10 protein-coding genes are annotated in these 13,172 nt (G+C 67.4%); 7 read left to right on the top strand and 3 right to left on the bottom strand.

Annotated features, from left to right (window positions below; all coding sequences use genetic code 11):
* The first annotated feature begins 12 nt into the window (after window positions 1–12).
* From RPB_RS08850 to RPB_RS08820, 7 genes are all read left to right on the top strand, one after another.
* Window positions 13–807 carry an ABC transporter ATP-binding protein gene (locus RPB_RS08850; protein ID WP_011440654.1) on the top strand — a complete coding sequence of 265 codons (795 nt, stop codon included), beginning with the start codon at window positions 13–15 and terminating at the stop codon, window positions 805–807.
* 85 nt (window positions 808–892) lie between these two features.
* Entirely contained in the window at window positions 893–1,318 is a 426-nt protein-coding gene (locus RPB_RS08845) for a globin family protein (RefSeq protein ID WP_041798116.1), read from the top strand.
* Window positions 1,319–1,403: 85 nt separating this feature from the next.
* Complete coding sequence (locus RPB_RS08840; protein ID WP_011440652.1) at window positions 1,404–1,823, top strand: globin family protein; 420 nt, start codon at window positions 1,404–1,406, stop codon at window positions 1,821–1,823.
* A 202-nt stretch (window positions 1,824–2,025) separates the two neighbouring features.
* On the top strand, window positions 2,026–3,258 hold the full coding sequence (locus tag RPB_RS08835) for an NAD(P)/FAD-dependent oxidoreductase (RefSeq protein WP_011440651.1): 1,233 nt from the start codon (window positions 2,026–2,028) through the stop codon (window positions 3,256–3,258).
* 7 nt (window positions 3,259–3,265) lie between these two features.
* Entirely contained in the window at window positions 3,266–5,026 is a 1,761-nt protein-coding gene (locus RPB_RS08830; RefSeq protein WP_011440650.1) for a NirA family protein, read from the top strand.
* On the top strand, window positions 5,023–6,642 hold the full coding sequence (locus RPB_RS08825) for a sulfite reductase subunit alpha (protein ID WP_011440649.1): 1,620 nt from the start codon (window positions 5,023–5,025) through the stop codon (window positions 6,640–6,642). The genes RPB_RS08830 and RPB_RS08825 overlap by 4 nt, the downstream gene beginning before the upstream one ends.
* Complete coding sequence (locus RPB_RS08820; RefSeq protein ID WP_011440648.1) at window positions 6,642–9,335, top strand: nitrate reductase; 2,694 nt, start codon at window positions 6,642–6,644, stop codon at window positions 9,333–9,335. Before RPB_RS08825 ends, RPB_RS08820 begins: the two co-directional genes overlap by 1 nt.
* Before the next feature lie 213 nt (window positions 9,336–9,548).
* Here RPB_RS08820 and RPB_RS08815 read toward each other — a convergent pair whose 3' ends face one another.
* The 3 genes from RPB_RS08815 to pimC all read right to left on the bottom strand — a co-directional run bounded on the left by RPB_RS08815 (window position 9,549) and on the right by pimC (window position 13,091).
* Window positions 9,549–10,322: an SDR family NAD(P)-dependent oxidoreductase gene (locus tag RPB_RS08815; protein ID WP_011440647.1), complete on the bottom strand. Its 774-nt coding sequence runs from the start codon at window positions 10,320–10,322 to the stop codon at window positions 9,549–9,551.
* A gap of 247 nt (window positions 10,323–10,569) precedes the next feature.
* Entirely contained in the window at window positions 10,570–11,712 is a 1,143-nt protein-coding gene (gene pimD, locus RPB_RS08810) for a pimeloyl-CoA dehydrogenase small subunit (protein ID WP_011440646.1), read from the bottom strand.
* Window positions 11,713–11,900: 188 nt separating this feature from the next.
* The gene (pimC, locus tag RPB_RS08805; protein WP_011440645.1) at window positions 11,901–13,091 is read right to left on the bottom strand and encodes a pimeloyl-CoA dehydrogenase large subunit; all 1,191 of its coding nucleotides are present in this window, start codon (window positions 13,089–13,091) and stop codon (window positions 11,901–11,903) included.
* Between the last annotated feature and the right edge of the window lie 81 nt (window positions 13,092–13,172).

Genomic DNA, 13,172 nt, shown 5'->3' with positions numbered 1-13,172 from the left:
GGAGCGCGCGACATGACCGCTTATCTCAAGCTCGATCACATCGACAAGACCTTCACCCGCGGCGCCGCCACCACCGAAGTGTTGAAGGATATCAGCCTGACGATCGACCGCGGCGAATACGTCTCGATCATCGGCCACTCCGGCTGCGGCAAGTCCACGCTGCTCAACATCGTCGCCGGGCTGACGCGGGCGACGATCGGCGGCGTGCTGCTGGAGGACCGCGAGGTGAATTCGCCGGGGCCGGACCGCGCCGTCGTGTTTCAGAACCACAGCCTGCTGCCCTGGCTGACCGTGTATCAGAACGTCCGGCTCGGCGTCGACAAGGTGTTCGCCAAGAGCAAGTCGCGAACCGAGCGCCACGACTGGACGCTGCACAATCTCAATCTGGTGCAGATGGCGCACGCCGCCGACAAGCGGCCGTCGGAAATCTCCGGCGGCATGAAGCAGCGCGTCGGCATCGCCCGCGCGCTGGCGATGGAGCCGAAAGTGCTGCTGCTCGACGAGCCGTTCGGCGCGCTCGACGCGCTGACCCGCGCGCATCTGCAGGACTCGGTGATGGCGCTGCACCAGAAGCTGAACAACACCATCCTGATGATCACCCACGACGTCGACGAGGCGGTGCTGCTCAGCGACCGCATCGTGATGATGACCAACGGGCCGTCGGCGCGGATCGGCGAAGTGCTCGACGTGCCGCTGCCGCACCCGCGCAAGCGGCTCGAGCTCGCCACCAACGCGACCTATCTCAAGTGCCGTCAGCGCGTGCTCGAATTCCTCTACGAGCGTCATCGCTACATCGAGGCCGCTTAGCACGCTCGATGACAAATCGATGACACTTGACATTCGAGGGCAAATCGCATGAATGCGTCCCCGCATTTCCGGATTACTGCGCGCCATGTCTCGCTCACACGGTCTTTCGCCGGCGGAAGTCGCCGAGATTCAGAACTCGTTCGACCGGATGTGGCCGCGGTCGAACGTGATGGTCGACCTGTTCTACGACCGGTTGTTCGAACTGGTGCCGGACTCGCGGCCGCTGTTTCGCGACGACATGGCGAACCTCAAGCGCAAGTTCATCTCGACCCTCGCGGTGATCGTCGGCAGTCTCGACAATCTCTCCGGGCTGTTGTCGGTCGCCGACAAGCTCGCCAGGGATCACGTGCACTACGGCGTGACAGCGTCGCATTATGCGCCGGTCGGCGAGGCGCTGCTGTGGAGCATGCGCGAAGGTCTCGGCACGCACTGGACGCCGGCCGTCGAGGACGCCTGGACCAAGCTGTACGTGTTTCTGTCCGGCCGGATGATCGCTGCCGCCTACGCCTGACGTGCCTCGCGCACGTCGCGGGACGTGAACCGATCGCGGCCCGCAAAGACATACGACCTCCCCTCACGCAGCAAGGAGAGGTCCGATGACCCCCGCACAGATCGCCCTGGTTCAGCAGAGCTTCGCCAAGGTCGCACCGATTTCCGAACAGGCGGCGAGCCTGTTCTATGGCCGGCTGTTCGAGATCGCGCCCGAGGTGCAGCCGCTGTTCGCCAAGGCGGACATCCGCGACCAGGGTAAGAAGCTGATGGGCACGCTCGCGGTGGTGGTCGGCGGGCTGACCGATCTGCCGGCGATCCTGCCGGCGGCGAGCCGGCTCGCCAAACTGCATGTCAGTTACGGCGTGCAGCCCACGCACTACGCGCCGGTCGGCGCCGCGCTGCTGTGGACGCTCGAACAGGGGCTGGGCGGAGCCTGGACGCCCGACCTCGCCGAGGCGTGGACCGCGGCCTACGCAACGCTGTCGAACTACATGATCGCGGAAGCCTATGGCGTGGCGGCGTGATGAGGAAGTCAGCGCGCGATACGGCACGCACCCCTTCCCTCTCCCCTTGTGGGAGAGGGTGCCTGAGACGCGCAGCGTCGAAGGCGGGTGAGGGGTCGCGCGGACGCCGGCGCCTTGCGCGTGGCACCCCTCATCCGGCGCGGACGGTGTCCGCGCCACCTTCTCCCACAAGGGGAGAAGGAAGGATTGGCGAGGCCCGCCGATGAGCGAGCCGCTCGTCATCATCGGCAACGGCATGGCGGCGGTGCGGCTGGTCGAGGAACTCGCCAAGACCGCGCTCGGCCGCTACGCCATCGCGGTGATCGGCGACGAGCCGCGGCTCGCCTACAACCGCGTGCTGTTGTCGTCGGTGCTGGCGCGCGAAATCCCGGCCACCGAGATCGAGCTGCGGCCGGCGCAATGGTGGCGCGACCGCGGCGTCACGCTGCTGTACGGCGAGAGCGCCGCAGCGAAGGCGATCGATCCCGCGATCCGCCGGGTGCGGCTCGCCACCGGCGCGACGCTACCGTTCTCCCGACTGGTGATCGCCACCGGCTCGAAGCCGATCCGGCTGAACGTGCCCGGCATGGAGCTGCCGGGCGTGCTCACCTTCCGCGATCTCGCCGACGTCGCGGCGATCGAACAGGCCGCCTCCGGTGGCCGCAGCGCCGTGGTGATCGGCGGCGGATTGCTCGGGCTCGAGGCCGCCTACGGCCTCGCCAAATCCGGCACAAAGGTCACCGTGGTACACCTGATGGACCGGCTGATGGAGCGCCAGCTCGATCCGACCGCCGCCGCGATGCTCAAGCGCGCGGTCGAGCGCAAGGGCATCACTGTCGAACTCTCCGCCGACACCGCGGCGATCATCGGCGACGGCCGCGTCGAGGCGGTGCAGCTCGCCGACGGCCGCACCCTCGCCGCCGATCTCGTCGTGGTCGCCGCCGGCATCCGCCCCAATGTCGAACTGGCGCGCGCCGCCGGCCTCGACATCGGCCGCGGCATTCTGGTCGACGATCATCTGCAAACCAGCAAGCGCGACATCTACGCGATCGGCGAATGCGCCGAACATCGCGGCGCTTGCTACGGCCTGGTCGAGCCGGCTTACGAGCAGGCGCGCGCACTGGCCTCGCATCTCGCGGGCCGCGACGGCGCCTATCGCGGCAGCGTGCTGGCGACCAATCTCAAAGTGTCGGGCGTCGATCTGTTCTCGGCCGGCGATTTCCTCGGCAGCCCGGGCACCGAGGAGATCGTGCTCACCGACCCGGGCCTCGGCAGCTACAAGAAGCTGGTGATCAAGGGAGACAGGCTGACCGGCTGCGTGCTGTTCGGCGATACGGCCGACGGGCTCTGGTATCTCGACCTGATCCGCTCCGGCCAATCGATCGACGCCATTCGCCACGACATGATGTTCGGCCGTGCGCTCGCTGCGCGCGCCGGCAAATCCGTTGCCGCTTGAGGACCTGATGGGAAGCGAATTCACGATCGACCAGAAGCGATACCTGGAAGGCTTCGCCACCGGCATCAACGCCGCGCGGGTGCAGCGCGGCGCCCTGCCCGCCGCCGGCAGCGCGCAGCCCTCCGGCCCCGACGCGATCCACATCGCCGCGCAGGATCGCTACACTGCCGCGGGCAAGAAACTCGCCGAAGCGGAGAAGTGGAAGCGCGAGGAGCATCCGTTCGACGCCTATGCGCGGCTGAAGCAGCAGGCCAAGACAAATACGCCGCCGAAGCCGGCCGACAATTTCCGCTGGCGCTTTTACGGGCTGTTCTACGTCGCCCCGACCCAGAGCTCCTATATGTGCCGGTTGCGGATTCCCAATGGCGTGCTGACGTCGTGGCAGATGCAGGGCCTCGCCGACATCGCCGACAATTGTGCCGGCGGCTATTCCCACGTGACGACGCGCGCCAATCTGCAGATGCGCGAGATCGCGCCGAAGAACGCCGTGACTCTGATCGAAGGCATCGAGTCGCTCGGCCTGTGGGCGCGCGGCGCCGGCGCCGACAACATCCGCAACGTCACCGGTTCGGCCACCGCCGGCATCGATCCGCAGGAATTGCTCGACACCCGCGCTTACGCGCGCGAGTGGCACTTCCACATCCTCAACGAGCGCGCGCTGTACGGCCTGCCGCGCAAATTCAACGTCGCCTTCGACGGTGGCGGGCTGATCCCGACGCTGGAGGACACCAACGACATCGCGTTCCAGGCGGTGACGATCGGCGACGGCCACGGCGTCGAACCGGGCGTGTGGTTCCGGCTCTCGCTCGGCGGCATCACCGGCCACAAGGATTTTGCCCGCGACACCGGCGTGATCGTGCCGCCGGATGAAGCGACCGAAGTCTCGGACGCGATCGTGCGGGTGTTCATCGAGCACGGCGACCGCACCGACCGGGCCAGGTCGCGGCTGAAATACGTGCTCGACCGTTTCGGCTTCGATGAGTTTCTCAGGCGGGTCGAGGGGCGGCTCGGACGCAAGCTGGTGCGCGTGCCCGCGGAGGCCGCGCAGCCACGGCCGGCGCAGGATCGCGCCGCGCATATCGGCGTCCATCGCCAGAAGCAGGCCGGGCTGAACTGGATCGGCGTGCGGCTGCCGCTCGGCAAGCTGACGAGCGCGCAGATGCGCGGCCTCGCCGAGATTGCGCACAATTTCGGCGACGGCGATATCCGGCTGACCGTGTGGCAGAACCTGTTGATCTCCGGCGTTCCGGACGCGCGTGTCGCGGACGCAAGTGCGGCGATCGTCGCGCTCGGCCTCGCGATCGACGCCAGTCCGATCCGCGCCGGACTGATCGCCTGCACTGGCGCCACCGGCTGCCGGTTCGGCGCCGCCAAGACCAAGGAAACCGCCGAAGCCATCGCGGGCTATTGCGAGCCGCGGGTGCCACTCGACACGCCGGTGAACATCCACCTCACCGGCTGCCATCATTCCTGCGCGCAACATTACATCAGCGACATCGGCCTGATCGGCGCCAAGGTGGCGATCTCCGACGAAGACACCGTCGAGGGCTTCCACATCCATGTCGGCGGTGCGTTCGGCGAAGGCGCCGCGATCGGCGCCGAAGTGCTGCGCGACGTCAGACAGGACGACGCGCCGCGTGTCATCGCGCAAATGCTGAGCACGTATCTCGCGCAACGCGCTTCGCCGGACGAAACCTTCCTCGCCTTCGCGCGCCGCCACGACACCCCGACGCTGCAACGTCTGTTCGCTCTGGAGACCGGTGCATGAGCCAGAATATGCCGCCGCCGATCCCCATGCTGGTCCCGGAGACCGCGCCGTTCTCCGACGAGCAGCGCGCCTGGCTGAACGGTTTCTTCGCCGGCCTCGTCTCGCTCGATGACGCGGGCGTCACCGCGCTATCGAGCGAACAGGCCGCCGCATTGCTGGCCGGCGGCCCGGCGCCCACCGCGGAGGACGACGATGGCGGCGCGCCGTGGCACGACCAGACGCTGCCGATCGGGGAGCGGATGCAGCTCGCCGACGGCAAGCCGTTACGCTGGAAGCTGATGGCCGCGATGGCGCAGCAGGATTGCGGCCAATGCGGCTACGATTGCCGCAACTACTCGGCGGCGATCTTCGAAGGGAAAGAGACGCGGCTGAATCTATGCGCCCCTGGCGGCAAGGACACCGCCCGCATGGTCAAGACGCTGGCCGAGCAGATCGGCAGCGCACCGAAGGCCGACAACGCGCGATCGCTCGCGACCGATGCGGCGCCCGCCGTGGCGCTGCCGCCGCGCGGCACCTCGCGCGACAATCCGGCCACGGCCAAAGTGCTGTCGCGCCGCAAGCTGAACAAGGACGGCTCCGAGAAGGAAACCTGGCACATCGAGTTCGACCTCGAAGACGGCCTCGCCTACGAGGTCGGCGATTCCTTCGGGCTGTTTCCGGGCAACGATCCCAGGCTGGTCGAGCTGGTACTGAAGGCGCTCGGCGCCCCCGCGACGTTCCCGATCGGCGACCGCACGCTGCGCGAGGCGCTGATCGACAGCGTGTCGCTGGCGCCCGCGCCCGACATGCTGTTCCAGCTGATCAGCTACATCACCGGTGGCGACAAGCGGAAGAGAGCCCGCGCGCTCGCCAATGGCGAGGATCCGGACGGCGACGCCGCGACGCTCGACGTGCTGGCGGCGCTGGAGAAGTTTCCCGGCATCCGCCCCGATCCGGAAGCCTTCGTCGAGGCGCTCGATCCGCTGCAGCCGCGGCTGTATTCGATCTCGTCGTCGCCGAAGACGACTCCCGGCCGCTTGTCGCTGACGGTGGATTGCGTGCGCTACACCATCGGCAAGCGGCAACGGCTCGGCGTCTGCTCGACCGGCCTCGCCGAACGCGTGACGCCCGGCGACACCGTGCGCGTCTATGTGCAGAAGGCGCACAATTTCGCGCTGCCGGCCGATCCGAACCAGCCGATCATCATGATCGGCCCCGGCACCGGCGTCGCACCCTTCCGCGCCTTCCTGCACGAGCGGCAGGCGGTGGCCGCGCCCGGCAAGAACTGGTTGTTCTTCGGCCATCAGCGCTCGGCCTGTGATTTCTTCTACGACGACGAACTCAACGCGATGAAGCGCAGCGGTCTCCTCACGCGACTGTCGTTGGCATGGTCGCGCGACAGCGGCGAAAAGATCTACGTGCAGGACCGGATGCGCGAGGTCGGCCGCGATCTGTGGAGCTGGCTCACCGAAGGCGCGAACATCTATGTCTGCGGCGACGCCAAGCGGATGGCCAAGGACGTCGAGCTAGCGCTGGTCGACATCGTCGCGCAGCACGGCGCGCGCACGCCGGCGGAGGCCACCGCCTTCGTCTCCGAGCTGAAGAAGCAGGGCCGCTACCAGCAGGACGTGTATTGATGAACGCACCGACGCAACACCCGCCCGCGGTGCGCACCACCTGCGCCTATTGCGGCGTCGGCTGCGGCGTGCTCGCCAAGCCCGATGGACGAGGCGGCGCAGCAATCACCGGCGATCCGGAGCATCCGGCGAATTTCGGCCGGCTGTGCTCGAAGGGCTCGGCGCTCGGCGAAACGCTGGCGCTCGACACAAGGCTGCTGCATCCGATGCGACGCGGCGCCGACAGCGCAATGGCACGCACGTCCTGGGATGATGCGCTGGACACGGTTGCGAACGGCTTTGCGGATGTCATCGCCAAGCACGGCCCGGACTCGGTCGCGTTCTATCTGTCGGGCCAATTGCTCACCGAGGATTACTACGTCGCAAACAAGCTGATGAAGGGTTTTGTCGGCTCGGCCAATGTCGACACCAATTCGCGACTGTGCATGGCCTCCTCGGTCGCCGGCCATCGCCGCGCTTTCGGCAGCGACACCGTGCCGGGGACCTACGCCGATCTCGATCAGGCCGACCTGATCGTGCTGGTCGGCTCCAACGCCGCCTGGTGCCATCCGGTGCTGTATCAGCGCATCATCGCCAACAAGCGCGCGCGCGGTGCGACAATCGTGGTGATTGATCCGCGCCGCACCGCGAGCGTCGAGGACGACGATTTGCACCTGCCGGTCGCGCCCGGCATGGACACCGTGCTGTTCAGCGGCTTGCTCGTACATCTCGCCGATACGCTGGCGCTCGACGACGCCTATCTCGAGGCCCACACCACCGGCCTCACCGAGGCGCTGGTGCGCGCTCGGGAGATCGCGCCGGACATCGCCGCGACGGCGGCTATGACGGGCGTCGACGCGGCCGACATCGCGCGCTTCTTCGCGCTGTTCCGCGCCACAGAGCGCGTCGTGACCTGTTATTCGCAAGGCGTCAATCAGTCGGCGCAAGGCACCGACAAGGTCAACGCCATCATCAACTGCCATCTCTCCACCGGGCGGATCGGCCGGCCCGGCATGGGGCCGTTCTCGCTCACCGGGCAGCCCAACGCGATGGGCGGTCGCGAGGTCGGCGGCCTCGCCAATCAGCTCGCCGCGCATATGGGCTTCGACGCCGAGGCGATCGATCGCGTCGGCCGGTTCTGGCGCGCGCCGAACATGGCGCGGCGCGAAGGGCTGAAGGCGGTGCAATTGTTCGAGGCGATCGACCGCGGCGAGATCAAGGCGCTGTGGATCATGGCCACCAACCCGGCAGTGTCGCTGCCCCGCGCCGACGTCGTGCAGGAGGCGCTGCGGAAGCTAGACCTCTTGGTGATCTCCGAGAACGTGATCAGCAACGACACCGTCGCCGCCGGCGCGCATGTGCTGCTGCCGGCGGCCGCTTGGGGCGAGAAGGACGGCACCGTCACCAATTCGGAACGCCGGATCTCGCGGCAACGGGCGTTCCTGCCGCTGCCGGGCGAGGCGAAGCCGGATTGGTGGAGCGTCGCGCAGGTCGCGCAGCGCATGGGATTCGGCGACGCTTTCGCTTATCACTCGGCCGCGCAGGTGTTTCGCGAGCACGCCGCACTCTCGGCTTTCGAGAACGACGGCCGCCGCGATTTCGACATCGGCGCGTTGGCCGACCTCAGTGACGAGGCCTTCAACGCGCTCGATCCGGTGCAATGGCCGGCGCGCGCGGGCAAGCCTGCGACCGACACGCGATTCTTCGCCGACGGGCATTTCTTCACGCCCGATGGTCGCGCGCGGCTGATCGCGCCGGCGATGCCAGCCTTGCACGAAGCGCCCTCGCCCGCGTTCCCGCTGCTGCTCAACACCGGCCGCGTTCGCGACCAGTGGCACACCATGACTCGCAGCGGCCTCAGCCCGCGGCTCGGCGCGCATCTGCCGGAGCCGTTCGTCGAGCTGCATCCGGACGATGCGGCAGCGGCCGGCTTGAAGGACGGCGGCTTCGCGCGCATCACGACGACGCACGGCGCTTGCATCCTCAAGGTGATCGTCAGTGCCGGTCAACGCCGCGGCTCGCTGTTCGCGCCGATCCATTGGAGCGGCGAGACCGCGGCGACGGCGCGCGTCGGCGCGCTGGTGGCGCCGGTCACCGATCCGTTCTCGGGTCAGCCGGAAGCCAAGGCGACGCCGGCCGCGATCGCGCGAGTCGACTACGCGCTGCGCGGCTTCGTGCTGTCGCGGCAACCGCTGACGCTGTCCGGGGACGATTGGTGGGCACGCGTCGCGGTGCGCAACGGCGCGGGCCTGCTGATCGCGAGCGACGAACCCGCCTCCGCGTGGCGCGGTCGCGCCGCGACGCTGTTCGGCGACGGCGTCGAGCTCGCCGAGTATCTCGACGCACCGCGCCAGAGTTTTCGCGCGGCGGCGTTCGAGAACGGTCGGCTGATCGGCTGCCTGTTCGTCGGCCCGGCCGAGGCGACGCCGACATGGGACGCGGTGAAGACGCTGTTCGAGGCTGACGCGCTGCCCGATCGGCAGCGCCGCGCCGTGCTGTCCGGCCGCTCCACCGACGGCGTCGCCGACACCGGACCGATCGTCTGCGCCTGCTTCGGCGTCGGCCTCACCAGCATCCGCGACGCGATCGAGAGCGCCGCCGCGATCAGCGTCGACGACATCGGCAGGCACCTGCGCGCCGGCACCAATTGCGGCTCGTGCCTGCCGGAGCTGCGCAAGATCGTGGCGGGGGCGAAGGTGGGCGAGACGGTCTGATGAACTAACAACTTGCGCCGGCCTGCTCCCTCGCCCCGCTCTTCGCGGGGAGAGGGGTGGGGTGAGGGGCGACGCGCACACGGAGGCTCGGCTGCGCGGAGGCGCCCCCTCACCCGGATTGCTGCGCAATCCGACCTCTCCCCGCGCGCGGGGAGAGGTCCGCATGGGGCGACCGCCTCGACCTTCTCGTGCGTTGCGTATCGCGAAAGCGGACTACACCGACGCCGTCGTCACGCCGCCGTCGATGACGATGGTCTGGCCGGTCATGAAGGTCGCGGCGTCCGACCCCAGATAAGCGACCGCGCCGGCGATCTCGTGCGGTTCGCCGATCCGGCGCAGTGGGGTCGAGGCGGTGCGGCGCTTCAGATTGGCTTCGTCTTCCCACAGCGCGCGGGCGAAGTCGGTCTTGACCAGGCCCGGCGCGATGCAATTGACGCGCACGCCTCTCGGCCCCCACTCGCCGGCGAGGCTGCGGCACAGCGCGAAGTCGGCGGCCTTCGAAATCCCGTAGGCGCCGATCACGGTCGAGCCGCGCAGGCCGCCGATCGAGGAGACGATCACCACCGAGCCGCCGCCGCGCTCGGCCATCTGCGGAATCGCGCGGGCGCACAGCCAGATGTTACTCTTGACGTTGGACGCCATGATCTTGTCGAACGCCTCGTCGGCGATGTCGAGCAGCGGGCCGTAATACGGATTCACCGCGGCGTTGCAGACCAGGATGTCGATCTTGCCGTACTTCGCATTGGCGCCGTCGATCAGCGCCTCGACCTCGGCCTTGCGCGAGATGTTGCAGGCGATCACATGCGAGTCGCCGCCGTCCTTGCGGATCGATTGCGCCACCTCTTCACAGGCGTCGGCCTTGCGGCTCGACACCACCACCTTGGCGCCGAGCTTCGCCAGCAGCTCCGCCGACGCCCGCCCGATGCCGCGCGACGATCCGGTGATGACGGCGACCTTGCCGGTGAGATCGAACGGGTTGGCGGTCATGGTAGCGCGCTCCCTAAGGTTGTTGTTTGCGGTTATTCCGCATTCTGGCCGTCATGCGCGGGCTTGACCCGCGCATCCATCTCTTCCGAAGAAGATGGATTGCCGGGTCAAGCCCGGCAATGACGTTTATACAAGTCATTCCGGGATGCGCGCCGCAGGCGCGCTCCCCGGAATCTCGCGGTTCTTGGAAACAGAGATTCCGGGTTCGCTCACTGCGTGAGCGCCCCGGAATGACTCGTTGAGAGGCTCAGATCAGCCCGCCGGCTTCGCTGACGCGCGCCAAGTGGTGGTCGGTGTCGCCGAAGGTCTGTTCGATCATGGTCAGCCGCTTGAAGTAGTGGCCGATCTTGGCTTCCATCGTCATGCCGATGCCGCCGTGCAGCTGGATCGACTGCTGGCCGACGAACTTGGCCGACTTGCCGATCTGCACCTTGGCCGCCGCGATGGCGTTGGCACGCTCTTTCGCGTCGTCGAAATCCGCCGCCATGGTGGCGAACATCGCCATCGAGCGGGCCTGTTCGGCGGCGACGAACATGTCGGCGGCGCGATGCTGCAGCACCTGGAAGCTGCCGATCGGCACGCCGAACTGCTTGCGGGTCTTGATGTACTCGACCGTGGTGGTGAGCGATTCATCCATCGCGCCGACCGCCTCCGCGCACAGCGCCGAGCGGGCGTCGTCGACCACCTGCTCGATCAGCGGCAGGCCGTTGGCCGGATCGCCGATCACTGCATCCGCGCCGATCTCGACGCCGGTGAAGGTGATGTCGGCGGCGCGCTGGCCGTCCTGGGTCGGGTAGCCCTTGCGCGACACGCCCTTGGCGTCGGCCGGCACCAGAAACACGCCGACGCCGTTGCGGTCACGCTGGCCGCCCGCGGTGCGCGCGGTGACCACCAGCGTGTCGGCGGCCTCGCCGTTCAGCACCACGAACTTCTCGCCGTCGAGGATCCAGCCGTCGCCCTTCTTCTTGGCAGTGGTGGAGACGTCGCCGAGATCCCAGCGCGAATTCTTCTCGAGCTGGGCGAACGCGAAGGTCTTGCTGCCGTCGATGATGCCCGGCAGATGCGCGGCCTTCTGCGCGGCCGAGCCGGCGCGGCGCAGGAAGCCGCCGGCGATGATCACGGTCGGCAGATACGGCTCGAGCACCAGCGAATGGCCGAGCGCTTCCATCACGATCATGGTCTCGACCGCGCCGGCGCCGAAGCCGCCGTCTTCTTCCGAGAACGGCAGGCCGAGCAGGCCCTGCTCGGCAAACTTGCCCCAGACGTCGCGGCTCCAGCCGTCTTTTTCCTTGGCGTATTTCTTGCGGCTGTCGAAATCGTACGAGGATTTCAACAGACCCTCGACGCTTTCCTTGAGCAGCCGCTGCTCTTCCGACAAATCAAAATCCATGGTGATGGCTTTCCTTCAGAAATTCGGTTGGCGTGCTCCCTCGCCCCGCTCTTGCGGGGAGAGGGTTGGGGTGAGGGGCGACACGCGTCGCTGACTCTCGGCTGCGCTGATACGCCCCCTCACCCGCCCGGCTTCGCCGGGCGACCTCTCCCCGCACACGGGGAGAGGTGAAGGAGCGCGCGTCGCGCTTACAGCCCGAGCACCGCCTTGGTGATGATGTTGCGCTGGATCTCGTTCGAGCCGCCGTAGATCGACACCTTGCGGTTGTTGAAGTAGCTCGGCGCGATCTGCGCGGTCCAGTCCATCGTCTCGTTGCTGTCGTCGTCGCCGTGCACATCGTAGGGCGCGGCGAACGGGCCGATCACTTCCATCAACAGCTCGGTGGTCGCCTGCTGGATCTCGGAGCCCTTGATCTTCAGCACCGACGACGCCGGGTTCGGCTTGCCCTTGCCGTGCTTGCCTTCATCGGCGACGACGCGGAGCTGCGTCAGTTCGAGCGCCTTCAGCTCGATCTCGACCGCGGCGAGCTTGTCGCGGAACTTGGGGTTCTCGATCACCGGCTTGCCGCCGGATTCGACCGAGGCGGCCAGTTCCTTGATGCGGCGGATGCGCTCCTTCGACATGCCGACCCGGGCAATGCCGGTGCGCTCGTTGCCGAGCAGGAATTTGGCGTAGTCCCAGCCCTTGTTCTCCTCGCCGACCAGATTTTCGAGCGGCACCTCGACGTCGTCGAAGAACACTTCGTTGACTTCCTTGCCGCCGTCGATGGTCTGGATCGGGCGCACCGTGATGCCCTTGGTCTTCATGTCGACCAGGATGAAGGAAATGCCCGACTGCTTCTTGGCGGCGGGGTCGGTGCGGCACAGGCAGAAGATCCAGTCGGCGTATTGCGCCAGCGTGGTCCAGGTCTTCTGGCCGTTGATGATCCACTTGTCGCCGCGCTTCTCGGCCTTGGTCTTGAGCGAGGCGAGATCGGAGCCGGAGCCGGGCTCGGAGAAGCCCTGGCACCACCAATCCTCGACGCTGGCGATGCGCGGCAGGAAGCGCTTCTTCTGCTCTTCACTGCCGAAAGTGTAGATCACAGGTCCCACCATCGACACGCCGAAAGCGAGCGGCTGCGGCGCGGGGGCGGCCTGCAGCTCCTCGTTGAAGATGTAGTGCTGCACGCTGCTCCAACCGGTGCCGCCATATTCCTTCGGCCAGTGGGTGACGCCCCAGCCCTTCTTGTGGAGGATGCGATACCACTCCACCATGTCGTCCTTCGACGGATGCCGGCCCTCGACCAGCTTCTGCCGCGTCTTCGCCGGCACGTTGTCCTTGAAGAACTGCCGCACCTCGTCGCGAAACGCGATTTCTTCCTTGCTGAAGTTCAGATCCATCGGATCCTCCTTGGGTCAATCAAATCAGTTTCAACTCGTCGCCCGCGACACCGGCAGCATCCTCCCTCGCCCCGCTCTTGC

Source organism: Rhodopseudomonas palustris HaA2 (assembly GCF_000013365.1).
GTDB classification, from domain to species: Bacteria; Pseudomonadota; Alphaproteobacteria; order Rhizobiales; family Xanthobacteraceae; genus Rhodopseudomonas; species Rhodopseudomonas palustris_J.
This window is presented reverse-complemented; position numbering and strand designations above follow the sequence as displayed.